This window comes from Lacrimispora amygdalina (genome assembly GCF_003432035.1).
In the GTDB taxonomy this organism is placed as follows: domain Bacteria; phylum Bacillota; class Clostridia; order Lachnospirales; family Lachnospiraceae; genus Lacrimispora; species Lacrimispora amygdalina.
On record NZ_QOHO01000013.1, the window covers coordinates 1 to 21428 of the forward strand.

A 21428-nucleotide genomic window follows, 5' to 3' on the forward strand; every position below is an offset into this window, starting at 1 on the left:
GGTCGGTTGTAAAATGAAGTTGGACACTTGAACAGAAAAATCCACAGTGATTTTCCTACATGGTAGAATGGAGTTATCACACACTCAAACTGCCAGAGGAGGACAATCACTATGGACTGCCCAGATTATATCACAGTGGAGCCAGAACGCAAGCCGGGACAGCATTTACAGCGAGAAGATAGAGGCGCAATTGAGCGGCTGCGCCGCCTTGGCTACTCAAATCGTGCAATCGCCAGAGAGCTTAACTGCTCACCAAGCACTGTAGGAAACGAGCTGCGTCGGGGCACACCGCCCCGCAAGAGCAACAAAGGCCGAGTGCCGGGCTATTCCGCAAAGCGAGGACAGGCGGTGTACAGGTCAAACAGGAGCCGGTGCCATAAGCCCCATAAGGTGGATAGCTGCACTGCTTTCATCGACTGGGTCGTGCAGCGGGTCAGAGAGCATCGCTGGTCTTTGGATGCCTGCGTGGGTTATGCAAGGCTTCACATGTTATTCAAGGAAAATGAGATGATGAGCACTAAGACTCTCTACAACGAACTGTGGGCTGGAGGCTTGTCATTATCTCTGTTTGAGGTGCCGGATGCCCTGAAACGCCGTAACACCAGAGGAAAGAGCCGAATCAACAAGCGTCCCAAGGGTCGTAGTATTGAGGAACGTCCCGATGAGGTCACTGCCCGTACTGTGCCGGGTCACTGGGAAGCCGATACTGTCGTTGGCCTACGAAACGGCAAAGAAGCGGTTGTATTTACTCTCGTTGAAAGAGTGACTGACAACTACATTGCCATGCAGATTGCCGGAAAGACCAGCGAGGATGTACAAGCCGCTATGCAGGCGCTTCACGCCGAGTTTGGCGACCATTTCAGCAGTGTTTTCAAAACCATCACTGCCGATAACGGCTCAGAGTTTGAGAACTTCGCTCAGACTGAACAGTGGGGCACAATGATTTACTTTACACATCCGTATTCGTCATGGGAGCGCCCTGTAAACGAGCGCCACAATGGCCTGCTGCGGGACTTCATTCCCAAGGGAACCTCCATTGAAAAGTTCTCCCCGGCGCAGGTCCTGACCTTTGCTGACGAGCTAAATGGGCGCCCACGCAGGCGGCTTGGATACCAGACACCGGAGGAGCTTTTTGATGCTTTCTTGGACGGCGTCTACGCTGCATGAACCCTCGCTACCATTCTACCGGGGGTGTCCAACTTGCACTTGCAATTTACGATCAGTTTTCTTTTTTCAGTTGGTGTCATACCTATCCCTCTTTAATGTAACTTATAATTTTTATATGTATCATTATAAGTTACACTTTGCGTAAAATCAAGTTGAAGAAAGCACAAAAAGAGCCTCCTTTCGGAGACTCTCATTGACTAACTTAAAATTATTCCTTTTCGGTAATATGGCGAATCAATACTTCTATCATTTCATTGACCATATCAACTTGATCCGGTTCCAGATGCTTTAGCTGTTTGCCGAGTTGCTCCACGCTGTCAGGTATCACTGGATGTTCCAGGAGATCCCCTAAGAGATAATCAGCAGAAGTTCCAAGCACATTGCATATCTTCAGAAAAAGAGAAAAGCTGGGCAGGCTGCCACCGCTTTCAATTCTGCGGATATGCACGGCGTTTACTCCGCACAGCTCCGAAAGCTGCTCAGAAGTTAACCCCTTGCTTTTACGCAATTGGTTTATTCTCTTTCCCAATGCCTGCCGCATTCTATTCTCACCTCTCTTTGTAACATTAAATTTTTATTTGTATATTTATAGTTTACAGAAGTAGCATTTCCATAAATAGCGCTTTGAATGTTACTGAAAAACATATAAAGATACATTTTAAACTGGTTCCAAAGTCAAGGACAGTTTTCTGACAGCTATATCAACGAAAACGAAAACCCATATTTATATTCTAACAAAACGAAAACACAGCATGGTCGGCGCATTTGCGCCGACCATGCTGTGTTTATAGGTAGGATATCCCTGATTTTAATAAATATGCTGCAATAAATTACTTTATTAGTCGGCAGGTTCACGTGCTTCTTTGCTGACGTCACTCATACGCCGATTTCTTTTATTAAAAAAGTTCGCGCATATCGTAAATGTATGCAAGCTCCGGATATCTGCTCCAGTTTTGTCCGTTACTCAGTTCTGTGGTTTGGCCGGTGCCGACAGCAGATAGAGCTCTATTTTTTTGCTTTCTCAAGTACTTCCTTTAAATGAGATACCCGTAGAATGGCGGTTTTCTCAGAGCGTGTCCATTTAGCTATTTCGCGCTTAAAATACGTTGATCCCTTGCTACAACCATTGCAGTGCTTTTCCTGACTTTCTGTGCGTTTTCTCGCTTCCTTGCATTAGCGGCTCTTAATTTTCTGTTTTTCTCCGCTGCTGCACTGTGCCGTGCTGTTACCAAGGCTCCGATCGGCATAAGCTCTGTGGCGTTGATTCCATAGACCCTCGTCTATGCCGGGCGTGAATCAGTTCAAGCAGATCTCTTGCTTTATGGATCTACTATTTACCTTCCTTGAGCCTATCAATCAAGCCAATTAGGGTGAGCATGTCTTTGTCCGATAAGGTGCGCATGCCATCAAGCGCCTTTTGTATTAAAATAGGTTCCCCTTCTCCTTCGTCAAAAAAAGCTTTCGGTGTTACGCTTAGATATTCGCAGATGTAGAGGAATTCCTCGATGGAAGGCTTCGAGCGACCGGCGGCAATATTTTGCACATAACTTCTGCTATGCCCCAGATCAAGGCTCATTTGATATTCGGACACACCCTTTTTCAGGCGCAACTCGGTTATCCTATGCCGAATAAAGTCGTAATCCATAAATTTCACCTCGCTATCTGTGCAAATTCAATTCTATACTTTTGACAGCATGAATTCGCACACCACGGGTGTCTATATATGTTGATATATGCCGCTTACGGTGTTATAATTAGAGAAGCAATACTATTGAGGGCAGTTATTATGAATAAATCTAGGCTTAAAGTCACACGACACCTACTTAAAAGAACGTTTAAGCAAGATAGCAAAAGTATCAACTATGTGTACTGATGTGGCTCCCATATTGAGCGGTTAGTGCCGGCCCGCAGATTAAATGTGCTCGTGCGATTTGCCCAAAAGTGTGGAATATCGTTCAAGGGAGAGATAGTGCCTTACATCGCTGCAGCTACAGAACAGGTTAAATCAAGGTGATGGAGGATAAGTATCTCAAAAATAGCGGAAACACATATTAACTTTTGTCGAAATCAGTCGATATATAAGATATAGGGAGTACCCTAACACCACGACAAGATACGACCTCTGGAAAATTGAGTTTTAACAAAATAATGGATAGGGGGAATCAAAATCACTTTCATTTGTCTTGCATAATAAAATCAATATAATTACTTGGAGGGAAAATTGTGAAAAACCTGTCTATCAGCAAGAAACTTATTGTTGGCTTCGGCGCCATTCTGGTCATGCTCCTGATTGCCATTGGAGTGGCCATTTTCAGCATCAGCAACATCAATGGACAAATCCAGTCTTATGCAAAATATACATTGCCCAACAGCACAAGCATTTGGATTCTTCGGCGCAATGATGTATCCATTCAGCGAGATATATCCAGAGCCTTGAATGAAACAGACAGCCAGAAAATCGCAGAATTGTTCGCAACAGCGCAAACGGATTGCGATGCGCGTATGAGTGAGCTTGATAAATATGCTGCCAACCAGAGGGATACCAGCCGAGACGCACATATAGCAGAACTGCGGGAGTTGTGGGCAGAATCTGGCAAGATAAGATTACAAATAGCTGAGCTCATGAAAAACCCCACGGAAGCCAATGTCCAGCAAGCAAGAAAAATGCTTGACAATAACTATTTGCCGATCGCGGATCAGGCAACAGAAATTTTAGTCGAATTTACTAAAACGGCAGACGAACGCGCCGTACGCCAGGAGCAGGACGCTGAGGCTTCGGTTCGGTTTGCCTTGATTTCACTGATCGTGTGCGCAATTGTGTCCGTTGTGCTTTCCGTACTGTTGGCGGGGATTATTCGCAAATCCATCCTTGCCCCGGTCAATGAAATTGTAGGCGCTTATGGTGAAATATCCAAAGGCAATATGAAAACTGCAATCAATTATCAAAGCCGCGACGAGCTGGGGCAGATGGCTGCGCTTATTCAAAAAACCAATGCGATGCAAAGCACAATTGTCGGAGATGTCATTGACAAATTTACAAAAATATCCCATGGCGATTTGCGGCTTCGTGTGGATTTGGATTATCCGGGAGATTATGCGGTTCTTAAGCAGACTATAGAAGACACAGTATCTACCCTCAACAATACCATGCTGCAGATCAACTCAGCCGCCGAGCAGGTAGCGACAGGCTCCGACCAGGTATCCAGCGGAGCACAGGCCCTGGCAGCCGGCTCCACAGAGCAGGCTGCATCTGTGGAAGAGCTTGCTGCCTCTGTGGATACCATTGCAAAACAGGCGGAAGAAAACTTGACAGAAGTTGCCACTGCCGCCAAGGCGGTTGATCAGACAGGGGCAAGAGTTACCGATGGGAATGAGCATATGAACCATCTGGAACAGGCGATGACAGAGATCAGTTCTACCTCCAACCAGATCGCTAGCATTACAAAGGTGATTGAGGATATTGCTTTCCAGACCAATATTCTTGCGCTTAACGCCGCTATTGAAGCGGCACGGGCCGGCAACGCCGGAAAGGGCTTTGCCGTCGTTGCGGATGAGGTTCGCAATCTTGCCGCGAAATCGGCCGAGGCCGCCAAGCAGACCAGTGAGCTGATACAGTCCTCCGTTACAGCCGTGGAAAAAGGCGCTGAGATTACCCAGCAAACAACCAAAATCCTTCGTGATGTCGGCACAGGCGCAGCCGAAGTAACCGGTAGCTTCAGAAAGATTGAACAGTCTATCACAGAACAGACCGTTGCCATCGAGCAAATCAAGGACGGACTTTCCCAGATTTCCTCCGTTGTGCAGACCAACGCTGCCACCGCTGAAGAAAACTCCGCCACCAGTGAAGAAATGTCTGCCCAGGCGGTCACCCTGCGGGAAGAGGTTGGTAAGTTTAAGCTGGCCGATAAATCCGCTAAATCTGCATCGGGGTTGCCCCTTCTCTCCGCAAGCGAACGGAATCTTGAAAATCGCTTGCCTGAATCTGCATTCAGCTTGGGGAAATATTAAGCGAGGAGGATAGAATATATGGAACTACAAGATAAACTTTATATAGACGAGCGGTTAGATGAATCCCATATGCGCTATCTCACCTTCCTCACGGATCAGCAACTGTTCGGTCTGCCTATTACGGAAGTTGTTCAGATTACGCAGATGCAGGAGATTATACCGCTGCCAGAGCAGTCACATTATGTAAAGGGGATCATCAATCTGCGGGGGCAGATTGTTCCTGTCATTGATGTGCGCCTGCGCTTTGGAAAAGAAGCAGTGGCCCCCACCGAACGAACCTGCATCATCATCGCTCATGTGCAGGGAAGCGACTTCGGCCTGCTTGTCGATGAGGTGGATGAAGTTGTTGATATTGAGGCGGAGCAGATTTCTACACCGCCAAAAATAGGAGCGGATTCGAATACGGTAAATGATTACCTTACCGGAATCGCCCAACTAAAGAAGTGTGAGAACCAAAAGGATCGAGTGGTGCTTCTCCTTCATGCGGGGAAAATCCTCGGAGAAGGTGAGGTCGCCTCTCTTTCACAGAGTGCGGAGGATTTGAGAGCCGCAAGCATGGACAGGCTTTAAGCTGCAAATAACCTGCCCTTTATCATTGAGATACCGCAAGAATGGAGATTGACATTGATTCCATAAAACAGGGTATACCGATGGTGAAATGATTCTATTCATGTGCCGTGCAGAGCGATGCTTCTTCTGCACGGCACATCTGCAAATATTCCTATTTTGGAAGGGTATTCGGAGGAAATAACATGGACGTAGGCTTTCGTGAAAAAAAGAGAATAGAACGCCACATCTATTCTGTACAGGGATTTATTAAGTGGGTGATTCTAACGCTTACCGCATTGGTAGCCGTTTCTTCGGTTGTCCTTTTTCTTCTTCTCTATCTGCCGCTGAAAACAGAGTTGGAAAAAAGCCTGATGGATAACTTTGAGCAGGTTTCCTTTATCCGCTACGCTTCCCTTCAAAACCACATGGATCGCGACTTGGAGGGTGCAAGGAGTTTATCCAGCAGAACCGTGATACAGAATGCCATCCTCGAATATAGAAATGGCGATATGGATATGGATGAGCTGATGGCAGCTACCCAATTACGGTATGAGGACGGTGCAAAGGCCCTTGAATACCTAATCCGTGCCGAGCGTTTTGTGGATGGTACGATCATTGCCAGTTATATCTCTGAAGAGTATAAAGAGCATTCCTGTACGACGGACGATAGACTTGTAAAAAACAATGAAATATCCACCGCACTATGCTTGGTGGAGGATCATTCGTATTTTGTGGTACTGTCCCCTCTTCTTTCAGAGGGGCAGGTGCTCGGCTACGACAAGCTTATTTTTGACCTGAGCGGCCAGATTCATACGCTTCACACCGATACAATCAAGACAGAGCTTATTGCCCAAGATGAATTTGCGGGATTGATTTCGGGTGCGACCTTAATGCGTCGCAGCGATACTGCCTCTCTTTTCTGCAAGGAGGGCTTTTACCATCAGGCATTTCATATGCAGGACAACACCCACTTTGTTTCCAAGCAAAGCGAAGCTTCTTTATTAGACCCCGTTCGGCGGTTGAGCCAGCAGACCCTGCTGGTGGGAATCGGTATTCTGCTTAGCTTTACAGCGGCAGTCTACTTTTTAGTGATTCAATATGCAAAAGATGAGCTGAAGGACAGCCACTGTACCGCAATGGATGCCATGTCTGAAGCCAATACCGATCCCCTTACAAAAGCGGGATCCCGAAGGTTTGGAGAAGAATTTCTCTCAACAGCGTTTGAAGTCTTTCAAAAGGGCGAAACATCCCCTGCCGTTTTACTGTTCGATATTGACTCTCTCAAACAGGTCAATGATACATATGGCCATTCTGTAGGGGATTTGGTCATCCGTTCGGTTGCTGGGGCCGTTCAGATGAGCGTTCGCAGCGGAGATGTGCTGTTGCGCTGGGGCGGAGACGAGTTTATTGGAGTCTTTGCCGGGCTAAGCAAAGAAAATGCCATGCCCTTCGCCAAAAAGCTGCTGAATGCCGTGTCTGACCTGCAAATTGAAACCGGTTCGAAAGCAATAAAACCGACAATATCCATAGGAATATCCTTCTTCCATACGGATGATCGAAATTTTATTGATGCGGTTAACAGGGCGGACCGTGCCATGTATCAATCAAAGGCCGAGGGCAAAAACAGAGTGCATGAGCTATAGATGTTGGATTGCCATCAAGGCTTTAGTTAATTGACCTCTTAAAGAAGGGGGATAGGTCATGAAACAGAAAAAAACATCGGGAATTTCATCCCAAAAAATGAAAGCACGTATAATCATCCCCATAATCTCCATGCTTCTAATTGCGGTTATACTAGCTGGGCTTTATCTGCGCTTTTCTTGGAACCGGTATCACCAAATGGCTGAATCAGAGGCCTTGCAGATGGCGCAATCCGTAGAATCGCTTTTGCATGCTGAGCATATAGAAACATTGATATTTGATGATTCTACACAGGCAATATCTGATGCCAGCTTAGTAGAGCAATCACTGGTGCGGCTGGTTGAGGCTACGGATTCGATCTATTATGCCTATATTCTAAAACAGCAACACGGGAATATCGTTGTCATTGCGGATTCCTCCGCTGCCGACTCCGGTACATTTAGCCCGATGATACGTAGCTGTGAAGAGACATCTGAAATCAATCGTCTGATCTTTGAAACTGGTCGAAGCATGGTAACAGAATCCATCTCTGCTCCCTGCGGCGATTGGATCAGGACGCTTGTTCCGATTTTCGGCACAGAGAATAACAACGTAATCGCTGCCCTTGGGCTGAGCTATTCTGCTTCAGAATGGCAAACAAACTTGCGGACGAAGATGATTCCTGATATCGCAGTCGTTACCTGTCTGGCAGTAATTATTTTGGTATTAGCTAATCTATTTCGCAAGAACTTGGAGTTTAAAGAAGCGGAGAAATCCCGGCAGGAAAGTGAATGCAGCAAGGAAGTGTTTTTCTCTCATCTACCTGGCATGGCTTACCGGTGTAAATACGACCAAAACTGGACCATGGATTATGTATCGGAGGGTTGCTATGCACTGACCGGTTACCCCGCAGGGGGGCTTATTGCGAACCGCGAGCTTTCTTATAATGAGATTATTCTGCCTGAATATCGTAGCATTGTTCAATCTGAATGGGAAAGAGTATTAGTTAAGCATGAGCGTTATCATGGTGAATATGAAATTATCACGAAAACCGGCGAACGAAAGTGGGTCATGGAACTTGGTCAAGGCATTTACAATGCTGAAGGTAATGTAGAAGCACTCGAGGGCCTTGTGCTGGATATCTCTGACCGAAAAAAGAAAGAACATCAGATTGCCTACCTGCGCGAACACGATTTCTTGACCGGTCTTTTTAATCGCAATTATTTAGAACAAGAAAAAAAGCGCCTCGATCAGTCTGAATATTTGCCGCTATCGATTCTTATATGTGATATTGATGGGTTACGGGTGATTAACGATACCTACGGCCATGAAGAAGGTGATCAGCTGATTATAAAAACAGCCAAGCTGATCCAAGGATGCCTGCACAACGACTATGTATTAGGCCATACAGGCGGTGGTGAATTTGTTCTGCTTTTACCATATACAGATAGTCATAAGGCCCACCAAGTAAAAATTGATATCGAAAATACAATTGCAAATTACAATAGGGCCCAAAAGGATGCGCTTTATGCAATCAGTGTCTCCATTGGGCACAGCACAAAAGACACCGTAGAGCAGCCTATTCAAGATATAACAAAGGCTGCGGAAGAATACCTAAACCGGCGCAAATTGCTGAACCAAAACAGCTCACACTCAGCCATTGTCTCTTCTATTATGGCAACATTGTATGCAAAAAGCCAAGAGACTGAAAAGCATGGACAAAGATTGGGAATGATTTGCCAGATCATCGGAGAACAACTGGGCCTAACTCCAAATGAGTTAGGTGACTTACAGTTATTGTCCAAGCTCCATGATATTGGTAAGATTGGTATTGATGATCGCATTCTCAACAAGCCGGGTAAGTTGAGTGAAGAAGAATGGCAGCTCATGAAGCAGCACCCTGAAATAGGGCGCAAAATTGCCATGTCTACGCCACAGCTGGAGCATATTGCCGAGTATATCTTATGCCATCATGAGCGCTGGGACGGGGCAGGCTACCCCATGGGGTTAAAGGGGCAAGAGATTCCGGTTCTTTCGCGTATTCTCTCCATAGCTGATGCCTTTGACGCCATGACTGAAGATAGGGTATATCGCAAGGCCATGACCTATGAAGCGGCAATACGAGAAATTGAGCGGAATGCCGGCACGCAATTTGACCCGGAAATCACAAGGCTGTTTGTAGCGCAAATGGCAACGTATCACACAGTGTGAAAAAGCTAATGGGGGATCGCAAGTCATCATGAAGAAGAAAGCAGAAGTATTTTACAAAAGGGCATTCATGCTTGTCCTTGCAGTCTACCTTTTTGTGGCCTTTGCCATGCCTGCAAAGGCGGGGGGTATTGCTTTCTCCCAGGAAGAAAAAGAGTACTTGGCTGAAGCAAAGATTCTAAAGGCAGTTTCCATTGACGGTGCGGCGCCACTTCACTACCTGTGCATAGCATTCCTTCAGAAAAAAGAACCGAAGGCTATCATTACTTTTTACCCTGCGGAGATGCACGCATTTACCCTATGCCCTTCGGATAAACATTCAGTCAACCCCTGCCTTTTTTAGATTGACAATTTTAGATTTACCGCAATAAAATCCGCAAAGACGTCGGAAGGTTCACGCATCCCTTTGCGGGCGGACACTTGCGGGCAGATTTTTTATTAGAAAAGCTCCCGCATATCATAAATATAGGCAAGCTCCGGGTATTTGCTCCAGCTTTGCCCACAACTCAACTCTTTAAGAAGCTTAGCTGGTGCCGACAGCAGGTAGTTTTGTGCTTGCTTTACCTTTTCAAGCACTTCCTTCAGATGTATAACCTGTAGCATGGCGGTTTTCTTGGAACGTGTCCACTTTGATATTTCACGCTGCAAAACACGCTGATCCCTTGCTACAACCATGGTGGGATTTTTCATGATTTCCTGCGCTGCTTCCTTTTTACGTGCATGAGAAGCTCTTGCTTTTTTGTTTTTCGCTGTGGCTGCATTAAGCCGTGCCGTTACTAATGCTCCAATCGGCATAAGCTCCGTTGCTTTAATTCCGTAATAGTTGTCCATGGGATAAATCCCGGTGGTGATGTATGCGTAGTATTCGGACGGTGTCAGTCCTGCAAGGGCATATTGATAGTGCTCGTTATTGTAGGCATCTATGTAGCCAGAAACCATGCGTTTGGCAGTCTCCGAATCTGGGCAGAGCGCAATCAGATCAAGCATTTCGCATTTCATTCGACCGAAGAATGATTCCATGGGTGCGTTATCCTGCGAGTTTCCCCTGCCGGAAACAGACTGAACAAACCCATCGTCTGTCAGTAGTGCCTGAAAAGTAGTAGACAGATATTGAGAACCTTGATCACTATGGATCACGCATTGGGCGCCATGTAATTCTTTGCCATGCTGCTCCATCATGGCATTGTAAGCATTCTTTACAAGCTCTACTGTCATATGGGTGTCAATATCGTGCCCAAGAATTTCTTTGGTGTAAGCATCTCTAAAGGCGCAAAGATAGATGGGTGTGCGAGCAAAACCATAGTAGAGATAGGTAATATCGGTCAAGATGACCTTTCGAGAACCGACGTAAAAGTTTTGATTTACCCTATTTTCCGGAGAGGCATACTCGTGATCATGGGTTGCCTGATGCTTGTAGGCATCCTTTTTTGGTTTGTTTGCCGCAAGGTTCATTTCTTTCATGAGCGTCCGGCAACGCTTCACGCTGATGCTGATATTGAAATCCCGCCACATATAGGTCTGAAAAGTCCGCTTTCCCGGGACAAAGCCCAATTTTCTCACGATTTGCCGAAACTTCTCTTTTAATTCATTTCGGCTTTCCTGTTTTGCCACGCGGGAACCCTTCGTATCTTTCTGACGTTCAATCCATGAATAGTAGCCGGAACGTGACACGCCAAACATACACAGGCACTGCGTAGTGGACAAGCCGTCCTTTTTCCCAGCTTGCCGACCAATAAAAGCGTCTGCCATTTGAAATCTGTCTGCATTTACGTTTTCGGATTCGATGATATAGTCATGTCCGCCAATGCGGATTGGAGTTTTTTTTGAGCAGAAACCAGCTCCTCTAAATAGAAGTTTCTTGCCTTTAAGTAAGCCAATTCTTCCAATGGAGACATAGCTCCCATGGCCTCTCTGGGTACGGAGCCATCGTAGCTGGAAGGGTTTACGGTAAACAGCCGTTCCTCACGAGCCATCTGCATCGCACGTTTTCCCGCTGAATTGGCTCGATCCTCTCCAAGGACAGCGGTGGAAAAGCCGAGACTGTTATATGCCGCCACGTAGGTCATGTGTTCCTCGGATATTTTTTTATACATGGCCACGTAAAAATCCTTTGTGTAGATCATATCGCGGCCTCTAAAGTCCTTCAAGAATGGATTGTCCAGAAATGGTCTAATCTCATCTGAAGGCTGTTTTCTTATCTGATTTTGTTTCATAACAGCAGCCTCCCATCGCTTTTCTCATACGCCTAAGCTCTTTGCTCGTTCAATCGCCAGTTTTGCGGCTTTCACTTTCATCCGCTGATATTTTTCTTCCTCACACAACAGATATTCACCAAAGTCATTCTCTGTCATATTCAGGAGATACTGCTCATATTCGACCGGTGTCATGCGATTTCTATCCCACATACGCCTCTCGTAGTTATAGTAATCTGCATACCCGGCAACCAATGCTTTCAGTTCATCAAGATCCCTGCACCTTGAGTAATTGCACTCATCTTTGAAATGCCCGAAAAACGACTCTTGCGGAGCGTTGTCCTGACAGTTTCCACGCTTAGACATGGACTGCTCAAACCCTTGATCGCTGACCTCTTGCTGGAAGGTGCCAGACAGATAGACCACACCTTGATCGGAATGATAGATGCCTCCGTTGCAGCACGGATGTGCATCCGATTGCCGGAGTGTTTCAAGGGCAAGCTGCAAATCATTGTGTTCGCTGACAAGGAAAGCAATCAGCCTGCCGGTAACGGGGTCAAGCAGTGCAGATCCGTATGCTCTGCATCCGTCACCGTAAGTCAGATAGGTGACGTCTGTCAACCTCACCTCGTTCGGTCTGTGGAGGCGAAATCTACGTCCAAGAAGATTTGGTTTTACATTTTTTCGGAGTGCTGCTCCACCCATACGATTTGAGGAATCCGATTTCCGAATGGATGATGTGATCCCATATTCCTTCATGATGCGGCGTATCTTTTTTAGTCCCAAGTGCTGCCCCGTGAGAGTGGGCAGCATCATATAAATCTGTCTTGATCCCTTGGCGAAGCCTTTGTATTCCATCACCCTTCGAATAAGCTGGGCATCTTGCGCATCCTTTTCATTTCGTTTGATGACCGCTTGACCATAGTTCCCATTTTTCAAGATCGCATAGTATGATGCGCGAGAAATGCCAAGCAATGACAGAATATATTTCACCGTATATTTTCGCCCGGGATCTGCCATAAGTTCTTGAAGCCACAAGCAAAGAGCCTTTCTTTGAAACACATTCAAAGCAGGGACGATGTCGCCAATTCGAAGAAATCCTTTTTCCGCAATACCATCCAGTGCATTTATTCTGCTGCGGAGAATCTCTCGTGTAGGAATCACCTCCGGGACATCAGCACCGTCTGTCTTAACCCATTGGCTTAAAATTCGGCTGATACGGTATCGCTCCGTCGCAGAAAATATGCTTGGCTCAATGTCAAATACACGGAAAATATCGTCAATCGGCAGAGAGGAAATCGGCGCTGCCGCCTCAAAAAACGCAGCCTGCAGCGTTATCTTCTCACGAGTAGCCGTTTGAATATAGGGGTGATTTGTGTACTGCTTCACGGTTGCGGCATCGTAACCCGAATTGCGGCCTTTTTTCATGCTGCGGCCAGTATCTCTACCTGAGGAACGCTCAAATTTTTCCTTTAGACAATAAATTTTGTGGTAGCCTACATCCGCCGGAGCTATTCCATGTGCAAGCAAACCATCCTCTATGGACTGTTTTGGATAGTTTCGATATAGCTCCGCCTCAAAGTCCGGGTGCAGGATTAGCCGATTGACATCCCAAATGAATTTCCCGCTTTCAAGCAGTTCCTCCGAGGTTTTCGTGGGCATATTCATTGTTTTAGACCAATTTGCCTGTGTTTCGGGCGATGCCTTGGAATACTTCGGGCGTCCCCCTCGCTTAAAAACAGACCCTACCGATTGGGTAAAATTCTGCCCGAGCTGCTGCGTGTCAAAACCGTTAATTTCCAGCATTCTTCGGACGGTTGACCTTTCAGGCTTTAAAACCCATTCCTCATAGACCTGCTGCCTAAACTCAATTGTCAGCGATAGACGGTTTTCCAAAACCTCTAACACATTCGGATTTTTGCGCAGTGCTTCCATTTCTTCTTCTGAATATTTTTTGGCACCACATTTTTTTGCCATGTTCTTCACCCATAGGCTCTGCTCATATTTTGCATGATTCTTTTGGCATTTGTCAACCCTGTGTCCATTGCTTTTGCATCGTTGGCAGAATAATGTCTATTTTTCCTGCTTCGCTGTCAACCAGCAGTCTATTTCTCATGCCTTTTTGTCAGAGCATTGTCCTTTCTATGGGTACCATTTTATTCTTCTTCCTCTGTAATAAATACTCTTAGAGTGAGAGGTTCTGGTGGGTCCATCATGAACCGCACCTGGGTTCGGCGGAAAGGCAGAAATCCCCCTTGGCGGAAAGTCCGTTTTGCCGCAGCTCGGCTATTTTTTCAAAATCAGCCGGTTGCTGGTATTGCTGCCGTTCTCTCGATAGCGGGATTCCTTTTCAATCAGTCCCGCCTTTACCAAATCATGCAAGGCACGCTTGACAGTGCTGCGGGAAAGCTGTAAGTCAGAAGCGATGGTCTTGACTGCGGGCCAGCAGTCTGAGTCCTTTCCTGCACGGTCACGGAGGTAAATATAAACAGCCCTCGCCCGATGGGGCAGCTCATCGGGCGAAGCAGAATAAATGTGGTTAAAATAGCTCATGGATTATCAGCTCCTTTACGTTCTGACATGGCTGCGTCGTTTTAGTGGCTCTGTGGGAGGTTCTACCACAGGTGTGTGGAGTGCGCCAGTACCGGTGGGCGGCTCCAATATCTCCCCGGTTTCCTCATCCACCATCAGGTAGGACATGTGCTTGCGGACGATATTTTCCTCCAGAGTCTGCTTGTCGGCATAGACAACCTTCCGGTTCGCCTTTTCCGCCACGGTATAGGGCTTTCCGAAACGGATGCCCCAATCCAGAAACAGCCGCAGCTTTGTCCGCATGGGATGGGTGCCGGTTTTCATGACGACAAAGCTGCCCTTGGGAATGGACTTCAGTTCATCCGGCGTCATGAGAGGACGCTCCATCATCTGTAAGGACTGGCTGGGATCATTCTTTCCACGGCTGATACTGCCGCTCATGACGGTACGGCTGCCCAGCGCCTTGGAGAGTACCTCTGCGGTCTGGCTGTTGGGTGCGAAGCCACCGAAGATGGTGTCCTGGCAGTTGTCCACGATAATTTCCGCACCCTCCTTGCCGTAATTCTTTTCAAGCTGACCGAAGGACTGGATAATGGGGATCATGGAAAGACGGCGGGAGCGGCTGGCTGAAAAAATCAGCTCCAGCGATTCGATGGCAGGCAGCGTACCCAGCTCGTCACAGTAAAACATGACCCGGTTTTTCAGCTTGCCGCCGTTTTCATCCGCCACAGCGAGGATTTCCCGGTAGAGCTGCTGGATCATCAAACTGACCATGAAATATTTGGTCAAATCTTCTTCGGGCAAAACAATAAACAGCGCGGATTTTTCATTGCAAAATTTCTCCGCATCGATGGCTGTTTCAAAGCAGAGTATCTGCTCCATTTCACTGTCCAAAAAGGAATTAAGTCTGGAGAGCACCGTGGAGAGTACCGACGCCATGGCCTGCTCTGCGGAGTTGAGAGCAGCTCCCGCAAACCAGCGGGCCTTGTGGTCGGGCGGCAGCTTTTCCATGAGGAGCTGAAACTGGCTTTTCCCCTTTACCTTGCTGGGAGCCAGCAAATCCTGCACCAACTTGAACACGCTGATGATATGGCGGCAGTCCACCTTTTTCCCATCCACCTTGGTGGGCGGCAGATATTCCGCAATCAGCAGAATGATGGAGGACAGAAGCCCCTCGGCGGCATCATAGAAAAACTGATTTTGTCCGTAGTTTTCGCCGCTGGCGTTGATGATGGTCTTGGAAATAATCTTTGCGTATTTCTCCGCCTTGGCCTTTGCCACAAGGTTGTTTTCGTCGGCAAGGTAAGTGTCCATGTAGGTGTTGACCAACTGGAGCATATTGTTGCCGTCGGAACGGGTGGGATTTCGAAGGTCGATAACCGCCACATGATAGCCATAGTGGTCGCGGGCAATGGCGCCGTAGTTGCGGTAGAGGTCCCCCTTGGTATCGGTGGTCAGAAAGCTCATGCCGGAAGCGCAGGCATATTCCAGATTTGGGTACAGGAAAAAGGCTGTTTTACCCACGCCGGATGCGCCGATCATGAGACAGTGGACGTCGTCGGTATCCACCAGCGCCGTGACCTTATTTTTCGCTCCTGTGCTGCCGAGAATGATGCCCTGTTCCGAAACAGCGGGGAGGTTTTGTCCCTTCCGCCACAGCTCCGGCTGAAAGGGGATATGCTTGTAGATGCTTTTGATTTCCTGCTTGGTGGCAAAGCGCGCCGTTCCATGCTGACCGTCGCCCACTGTGCGGGATTTGATCCCATTGAGAGTATAATAGTGCGCCAAAAGAGAAAGGCCGCCGATGACAAGAAACATCACGGCGGCCGCTGCGAATAAGATGTAAACCTGGGATTGCATAGGGAAAACTCCTTTCTTCAGAACCAATTAGGTGGTAAAATAAATCCATAAAAACCATGTTTATCGATAAAGGGGACATATAATGGACAAGGAATTATTACTGCTTGACAGCAAATTGGATTATCATCTGTTTCTCTATAAACAGCTCACGGCGCAGCTATCCTCCATTCAAAAATGTGCGGCTCAAGGCAGCATTGAAAGCTATGAGTCAATGCTGGCGGATGAAACGCTTCGGGATGCGCTGCTTCTGAAATTTATTCTTTTCCAGCGCACCATTAAAAAGGTTGGATTCTCAACAATGGCAAGCCGCTACAAGATGCGGTTGGAAAAATTTCCGTGGCTGGAAGCGGAATACTTTGACCAGAACTGCGTGGTGCATTATGATTGCGTGTGGTCGCTTCTGCAGGACATAAGGCCGCTGAAACGACAAATAGAGCGTATCAAAAAATACGATGACACCCGGTATGAAGAGCATGGCGAGGATATTCACTGCAGCTTCTGCGGCAAGGGTCAGCAGGAGGTGGAACGCATCATTGTTGGTACCCATGAAGCAATCTGCAATGAGTGCGTCGGGCTCTGCTCCGAGATACTGGAGGAAGTAACAGAAGAGGAAAAAGGTAAAAAATAATGTCAGGCAGGGCTCATACCCTGCCTGATTGCTATGCCATCCGCATTTCAAAGCCACTCTGTCTTTGCTGTGTCGCTTCCGTTAAATCGTCATTCCAGTCCTTTCCCTGGGAAATCAGCCGCTGAGAGGGATATCCTTTTTCCGCAAGCTGTTGTTGCAGCCGTTCGCTGGCCTTGTTCCCGGCTTTATCATTATCCAAGCATAGCGAGACTTGCCGGAGCTGCGGATACTGTTCCAGCATCCACACCATCGCCTGACCGCCCACGCCACAGAGGGACACATAGCTGTGCCGCTGCCAATCCTGCGGATGCAGGGTGATAAACGACAGCAGATCCACCGGCGCTTCAAACACATACAGATGCTCACTTTCGCCAAACCAGTGAAAGCTGTGGCGGGGATCGCAGCCGTCCACATTTCCTTTGTACGCCTGCCCCAAGGTGTAAATTCCACGCTTGTGAGCGTGGCGGGCAACGCCGTTTTCATCCAATCCCACAAACACCGCATTGTGGTATTCCTTTGTCCCATCCTGAGATTTTTCGCAGCTTTCATAGAGGAGCTTCTGCTTTGCAAAGAAGCTGACCACCTCTCGGCCGATGTGCCGGGTTTTCACCAGATAGGCATACACACGCCGCATATCCGTATGGGCCGGTGGGAGCGCAAAGGGCTTTTTCAGTTCCTGCTTCTTTTGTGAGGCGGGCCGGTAGACCTCGCCCTGCTCACCGCCCAGCAGCAGGGTCACGGCTTCGGGGTAAGAGCAGCCGTAGAACTTTCTTACAAAATCAATGGCATAGCCGCCGCTCTCTGCGGAATGATCGTACCACTCATTTCCCCGGACGGTGATGCTGTGGTCGGAGGCCAGCCGCTTATCCCGGCCGCTGGGCAGGAGCTTTTCGCCGCGCCGCTGGAGAAAGTCCGCCAAATTCACATTGTTGGCGCGGTATTTCTGTTCATCTGTAAAATGTACATACACACCCATAGAGCACCTCCTATTGATGGCGATTGCCGATTCGATGAAAAAATGCCGCCCTTTTTACAGGACGGCATGGCTTCGGGTACATATTTTTTAAGATGGGCATCCGCCTGGTTTTCTTTTTCTGCTTTTTCATGGTGTTCCTCCCATCATTTTAGAGTGACATGGTCTGTTCGTGGTCGTCCCGCGCATGACCCTGCGCCTGCTTCTTCTCCCGGAGCCTGCGCAGGAGCTTGCGGTCGGCGCGCTGTCCGGGCGGTTTCAGAGGCGGAGCATTGTCTGCAAACACACGGCTCATGTGATGCAGGAGCCGCGTGCCCGCCAGCAGGACGGAGGGGTCTTTGAACTCGTCCATATGGTCAAGGAAAAACTGCGCGTAAAGATTGCCCTGCGCCGCCGATAGGGTAAACCAACGGACGGCAGATTCTTTATTCCTCGGAATATCTTTTCCCATGAGATACAGCTTGCCAAGAGTGTACTGCGCATATTGATTACCCTGTTCAGCGGCGGCCGTCAGGAATTGCAGGGCAGCCGGAATGTCCTTTTGCACATCTTCTCCCATGAGGTAAACCTTGCCCAGCCGGTACTGTGCGAATTGGTTGCCCTGACCGGCAGACCGTTTCAGGTATCCCAGCGCCTTGGGCACATCCTTCGGAACATCCTCCCCCTTGAGATAAAGAACGCCGAGGACATATTCGGCAAACTGATTCTTCCGCTCTGCGGCAAAGGTCAGCCAGCGGATAGCCGCTTCCACATCCTTGAGGACGCCCTCACCGCCAAGATACAGCTTGCCGAGCCGGTATGCGGCAAAGTCGTTGTCCTGCTCTGCCGACAGGGTATAGAGCCGTGCTGCCTCGGCTGTGTTCTGCGCAACGTGCTGCCCCTTTTCATAGAGCTTGCCGAGAAAATATGCGGCATAGGGATTTTCAGCCTCCACTGCCTGCCTGAGATAGCCGAGAGCTTTTTCTACCTCTGGTGTAGATGCTGTTTCATCGGAAAGAATGAGCTTTGCGAGCTGGTAGCAGGCGAAGGGATTTCCCACCGTCGCCGCCTTTTTAAAGTATTCCTTGGCGTTGGCTTCATCCTTTTCTGTGCCGACGCTGTTTAAGAGCATCCAGCCCAGTCGGTACTGGAGCTTATCGTCGTGCCCTTTTTCCTCCAGAAAGACAAAGCCGAGAAAGGCTTCCTTGAAACGCCGGTCAGCTTCCACACTGTTTTTTTCGCAACCGATGCCGTCCCGCAGCATTTTACCAAGCTCAAAGTTGGCATAGGGAAAGCTTTGGTCTGCCGAACGGGTGTAGAGGTCAAAGGCGGTTTCATGATTCTGCTCCACACCCTTGCCGTGGTAGTACAGGCCGCCGAGGGAATACTGCGCATATTTGTACTTCTCGTTTGCAGAAAGAGTGAGCCAGTCCGCCGCTTGTAAATAGTCCTGCTCTGTGCCAAGCCCTGCGGCGACCATTTTGCCGATGCGGTACTCGGTGTACTTCCAAGGCTTTTCTTCCTCGGCAGCATGAAACACCGCAAGGGCTTTTTCGTACCAGCCATAGGCTGCATCGGCGTTCGCTTCGCACCCAAGCCCGTCGGCGGTCATACGACCAAGATCATAGAGTGCCAGGGGATTCTCTTTATCTGCTTCTGCGAGGAAAAGTTCACGGGCTTTTTCAAAATCCTGCGGGATTCCGGCAGCCTCATCGCCATGCAGATGTTGCTTTGCCAGCTTGTATTCCTCCGTCCACCATGAGGTGGGGGCTTTCTTCCCACTGCTGAAGGACTGAGCGGGCGGCGGTTCGGAAGCATCCTCCGGTTCGGCGGGTGTGCTATCCGGGGCAGACTCCACGGCGGGTGTATCGTCATCCGGGGTGGCGTCCGGCAGAGCGGTTTCCACAGAGACCGGTTCTTCAAAGGTCATGGCACCGCTGCCAAGATTCAGGGCTTCCTGAATGACCCTATTGCGGATGAGCTTGAAATCCTCACAGCGGGAAAGGGGCGGCGGCTCGGAGGGTGTTTCGGTGTAAACGGATTCGATCCTGCCCCTGACCTCCCACCACAGGCGGTAGGCTTCGGCAATGCGGCTGTCCTTGGCAAGCTCATCCACAATTTCGTCCACCACATTTTTTAGATCAGCTTTCAGATAGCCATACTGCTTTTTGCCGCCAACCGTTTGCAGACGCTCCGCCAGATGGATAAGGAGCTGCTCCATGCGCTCACTGACCAAAACGCCGCCCTTCATCTGGCAAATCAGCTCTCCCATGGCTTCGGCGGCCTGTTCCTTTAGCTCCTCCCGCCGCTGAGTCTTTTCTCCGTAAAGCGGAATCAGCTCCTGACGGAAAATCTCATTTGCCAGAGAAGACTTCATTTTGCGGATACCCTGTTTGGTAAGGTAGCCCTCCCTTGGATCGGTACTGTAGCAGACCATGTGAACATGCGGATGGTGCGATTCATTGTGAAACGCCGCATACCATTTCAGATGGTCGGGGTGGATTTTCAGGCTTTCGGCCAGCTCCATCGCCTTGGAGGAAAGCAGGGCTTTCCATGCACGGGCACTGTCATAGCCCAGCCGTGCGGCGTCCTCCCGGCGCAGGGAAATAATCGGCGTCCACACATTTCCGGTGTGGGCGGCCACTTCCTCCGCAACCTGTGACAAGACCAGCGGCGCGTTCCCGGCTGTAAACAAACCGTGGGTATCAAACTTTTCTACGCGGGGACGGTTTGCAATGTAGTCCAGATATTTTTCCCGCCCGCTGATTTGATCAAGGTTCTGTTCCAGCGCAATGGAAATAAACTCCGAGGCATTTCCCCGGTTGGGATTCTCACAGTAATCCTCGTATTCAAATAAATCCTTGGTATCAGGAAACTCCCGAAGTATCTGCACAATGAGCGCCTGCTGATTTTGGGTAGAATGCCAGAGCCGGTGGACACTCTCCATTTTTTCCACACCGTCACGGGTGGCAATGTATTTGACGAGGTTATTTAAATGGGCGGAGGTCTTTTCCCCGCCCTTGAGATAGGGGCACTTGAGAATGATTCGCGCCATTATTCTTCAGCCTCGATGCCGTTCTGGAAATCCACCGCATCGTCCAGACGGATTTTGCCCTTGGTCTTTTTCACCTCGGCAACGCACCGGCCGCGAAGCCGGTGCAGTTCCTCATCGGTAACCTCCAGCGTAGTTGCCAGCAGATGCATCATCATACTGATTTCCACCGAGAGGCGAAACAGATTGCTTGCCACCCGGTTTTCAGTTTTCTGCAGAGTTCCCTCCATGGAGGAAAGCAGGGCCTTGGAAAGATAGGAGGAGGTGTCCTCCGTTCCAAGGTAGCCCATGTAAAAGCAGAGCGCCTTTTCTATAAACTCGCTGCGGCTCTTACAGTTATCTTGTATCAGCCAGCCGTCCAACCGTTCCATGGTTTCGGGATACAGCCAGACCGCCGTTCGTTCCTTGTTGTTTTTCATGGTAAAACCTCCATTTTTGTGAGTGTTCACCTGTGAGGTGACCGTACAAAATCCTTTGCTCTTCTGCATTTTTGCAGATTCCGACCACCCTGACCGTGCCAAATCCCCAATCCGACCACCTCATGGCAAGGTGCGAAAAACGCCCAGCACTGCTGGGCGAAGTGGACGGCGGGAGGGCGCTTGCGACCACCCGCCTTTATCCCGCTCTTTTTTCGACCGAGGGGACCTGCCGGATTCGGGA

At 48.7% G+C, this 21428-nt stretch carries 17 protein-coding genes; 7 read left to right on the forward strand and 10 right to left on the reverse strand.

From position 1 onward, the window contains the following. Nucleotides 1-111 precede the first annotated feature (111 nt). Nucleotides 112-1167, forward strand: a complete 1056-nt coding sequence (locus DS742_RS03915; RefSeq protein ID WP_117415730.1) for an IS30 family transposase — start codon at nucleotides 112-114, stop codon at nucleotides 1165-1167. Nucleotides 1168-1375: 208 nt separating this feature from the next. On the opposite strand, the gene DS742_RS03920 is transcribed toward DS742_RS03915, so the two are convergent. Further along, complete coding sequence (locus DS742_RS03920) at nucleotides 1376-1708, reverse strand: helix-turn-helix domain-containing protein (protein WP_117415731.1); 333 nt, start codon at nucleotides 1706-1708, stop codon at nucleotides 1376-1378. 789 nt (nucleotides 1709-2497) lie between these two features. Beyond that, nucleotides 2498-2812, reverse strand: coding sequence for a helix-turn-helix domain-containing protein (locus DS742_RS03925; RefSeq protein WP_117415732.1), 315 nt, complete (start codon nucleotides 2810-2812; stop codon nucleotides 2498-2500). Between the two features lie 578 nt (nucleotides 2813-3390). Here DS742_RS03925 and DS742_RS03930 point away from each other — a divergent pair. The 5 genes from DS742_RS03930 (at nucleotide 3391) to DS742_RS03950 (ending at nucleotide 9895) form a co-directional block, all read left to right on the forward strand. Beyond that, on the forward strand, nucleotides 3391-5175 hold the full coding sequence (locus DS742_RS03930) for a HAMP domain-containing methyl-accepting chemotaxis protein (protein WP_117415733.1): 1785 nt from the start codon (nucleotides 3391-3393) through the stop codon (nucleotides 5173-5175). Between the two features lie 18 nt (nucleotides 5176-5193). Continuing rightward, entirely contained in the window at nucleotides 5194-5745 is a 552-nt protein-coding gene (locus DS742_RS03935) for a chemotaxis protein CheW (protein WP_117415734.1), read from the forward strand. Nucleotides 5746-5927: 182 nt separating this feature from the next. Further along, nucleotides 5928-7367 (forward strand): GGDEF domain-containing protein, encoded by a 1440-nt coding sequence (locus DS742_RS03940; protein WP_117415735.1) that lies wholly within the window; start codon nucleotides 5928-5930, stop codon nucleotides 7365-7367. A gap of 58 nt (nucleotides 7368-7425) precedes the next feature. After that, a complete protein-coding gene (locus DS742_RS03945) occupies nucleotides 7426-9555 on the forward strand; it encodes a bifunctional diguanylate cyclase/phosphohydrolase (protein ID WP_117415736.1) in 2130 nt (709 codons plus the stop codon). 28 nt (nucleotides 9556-9583) lie between these two features. Further along, nucleotides 9584-9895, forward strand: a complete 312-nt coding sequence (locus DS742_RS03950) for a hypothetical protein (RefSeq protein ID WP_117415737.1) — start codon at nucleotides 9584-9586, stop codon at nucleotides 9893-9895. 95 nt (nucleotides 9896-9990) lie between these two features. Here the strand turns inward: DS742_RS03950 and DS742_RS03955 are convergent, their stop codons facing one another. From DS742_RS03955 to DS742_RS03975, 5 genes are all read right to left on the reverse strand, one after another. Beyond that, nucleotides 9991-11301, reverse strand: a complete 1311-nt coding sequence (locus tag DS742_RS03955) for an IS3 family transposase (RefSeq protein WP_117415738.1) — start codon at nucleotides 11299-11301, stop codon at nucleotides 9991-9993. A 17-nt stretch (nucleotides 11302-11318) separates the two neighbouring features. Then, nucleotides 11319-11765, reverse strand: coding sequence for a hypothetical protein (locus DS742_RS03960; RefSeq protein ID WP_018306616.1), 447 nt, complete (start codon nucleotides 11763-11765; stop codon nucleotides 11319-11321). A gap of 24 nt (nucleotides 11766-11789) precedes the next feature. Continuing rightward, nucleotides 11790-13721 carry an IS3 family transposase gene (locus DS742_RS03965; protein ID WP_117415835.1) on the reverse strand — a complete coding sequence of 644 codons (1932 nt, stop codon included), beginning with the start codon at nucleotides 13719-13721 and terminating at the stop codon, nucleotides 11790-11792. A 309-nt stretch (nucleotides 13722-14030) separates the two neighbouring features. Continuing rightward, entirely contained in the window at nucleotides 14031-14297 is a 267-nt protein-coding gene (locus tag DS742_RS03970) for a helix-turn-helix domain-containing protein (RefSeq protein ID WP_117415739.1), read from the reverse strand. A 15-nt stretch (nucleotides 14298-14312) separates the two neighbouring features. Beyond that, nucleotides 14313-16136: a VirD4-like conjugal transfer protein, CD1115 family gene (locus DS742_RS03975; protein WP_117415740.1), complete on the reverse strand. Its 1824-nt coding sequence runs from the start codon at nucleotides 16134-16136 to the stop codon at nucleotides 14313-14315. A gap of 82 nt (nucleotides 16137-16218) precedes the next feature. Here DS742_RS03975 and DS742_RS03980 point away from each other — a divergent pair, with 82 nt between their 5' ends. After that, nucleotides 16219-16764, forward strand: a complete 546-nt coding sequence (locus DS742_RS03980; protein ID WP_117415741.1) for a ClpX C4-type zinc finger protein — start codon at nucleotides 16219-16221, stop codon at nucleotides 16762-16764. Nucleotides 16765-16795: 31 nt separating this feature from the next. Here the strand turns inward: DS742_RS03980 and DS742_RS03985 are convergent, their stop codons facing one another. The 3 genes from DS742_RS03985 to DS742_RS03995 all read right to left on the reverse strand — a co-directional run bounded on the left by DS742_RS03985 (nucleotide 16796) and on the right by DS742_RS03995 (nucleotide 21256). Next, nucleotides 16796-17740 carry a DUF3991 and toprim domain-containing protein gene (locus DS742_RS03985; protein ID WP_117415742.1) on the reverse strand — a complete coding sequence of 315 codons (945 nt, stop codon included), beginning with the start codon at nucleotides 17738-17740 and terminating at the stop codon, nucleotides 16796-16798. Nucleotides 17741-17888: 148 nt separating this feature from the next. Then, nucleotides 17889-20771 (reverse strand): MobP3 family relaxase, encoded by a 2883-nt coding sequence (mobP3, locus tag DS742_RS03990; RefSeq protein ID WP_117415743.1) that lies wholly within the window; start codon nucleotides 20769-20771, stop codon nucleotides 17889-17891. Next, nucleotides 20771-21256, reverse strand: coding sequence for a hypothetical protein (locus tag DS742_RS03995; protein ID WP_367575493.1), 486 nt, complete (start codon nucleotides 21254-21256; stop codon nucleotides 20771-20773). The genes mobP3 and DS742_RS03995 overlap by 1 nt, the downstream gene beginning before the upstream one ends. Nucleotides 21257-21428 lie beyond the last annotated feature (172 nt).

Excerpts from the sequence above, each read along its gene's own strand:
- DS742_RS03965 (WP_117415835.1), bottom strand. The coding sequence starts at position 13,721 with ATGGCAAAAAAATGTGGTGCCAAAAAATATTCAGAAGAAGAAATGGAA.
- DS742_RS03915 (WP_117415730.1), top strand. The coding sequence starts at position 112 with ATGGACTGCCCAGATTATATCACAGTGGAGCCAGAACGCAAGCCGGGA.
- DS742_RS03975 (WP_117415740.1), bottom strand. The coding sequence starts at position 16,136 with ATGCAATCCCAGGTTTACATCTTATTCGCAGCGGCCGCCGTGATGTTT.
- mobP3 (WP_117415743.1), bottom strand. The coding sequence starts at position 20,771 with ATGGCGCGAATCATTCTCAAGTGCCCCTATCTCAAGGGCGGGGAAAAG.
- DS742_RS03920 (WP_117415731.1), bottom strand. The coding sequence starts at position 1,708 with ATGCGGCAGGCATTGGGAAAGAGAATAAACCAATTGCGTAAAAGCAAG.
- DS742_RS03950 (WP_117415737.1), top strand. The coding sequence starts at position 9,584 with ATGAAGAAGAAAGCAGAAGTATTTTACAAAAGGGCATTCATGCTTGTC.
- DS742_RS03945 (WP_117415736.1), top strand. The coding sequence starts at position 7,426 with ATGAAACAGAAAAAAACATCGGGAATTTCATCCCAAAAAATGAAAGCA.
- DS742_RS03955 (WP_117415738.1), bottom strand. The coding sequence starts at position 11,301 with ATGGCAGACGCTTTTATTGGTCGGCAAGCTGGGAAAAAGGACGGCTTG.
- DS742_RS03935 (WP_117415734.1), top strand. The coding sequence starts at position 5,194 with ATGGAACTACAAGATAAACTTTATATAGACGAGCGGTTAGATGAATCC.
- DS742_RS03960 (WP_018306616.1), bottom strand. The coding sequence starts at position 11,765 with ATGAAACAAAATCAGATAAGAAAACAGCCTTCAGATGAGATTAGACCA.
- DS742_RS03940 (WP_117415735.1), top strand. The coding sequence starts at position 5,928 with ATGGACGTAGGCTTTCGTGAAAAAAAGAGAATAGAACGCCACATCTAT.
- DS742_RS03925 (WP_117415732.1), bottom strand. The coding sequence starts at position 2,812 with ATGGATTACGACTTTATTCGGCATAGGATAACCGAGTTGCGCCTGAAA.
- DS742_RS03985 (WP_117415742.1), bottom strand. The coding sequence starts at position 17,740 with ATGGGTGTGTATGTACATTTTACAGATGAACAGAAATACCGCGCCAAC.
- DS742_RS03995 (WP_367575493.1), bottom strand. The coding sequence starts at position 21,256 with ATGCAGAAGAGCAAAGGATTTTGTACGGTCACCTCACAGGTGAACACT.
- DS742_RS03970 (WP_117415739.1), bottom strand. The coding sequence starts at position 14,297 with ATGAGCTATTTTAACCACATTTATTCTGCTTCGCCCGATGAGCTGCCC.
- DS742_RS03980 (WP_117415741.1), top strand. The coding sequence starts at position 16,219 with ATGGACAAGGAATTATTACTGCTTGACAGCAAATTGGATTATCATCTG.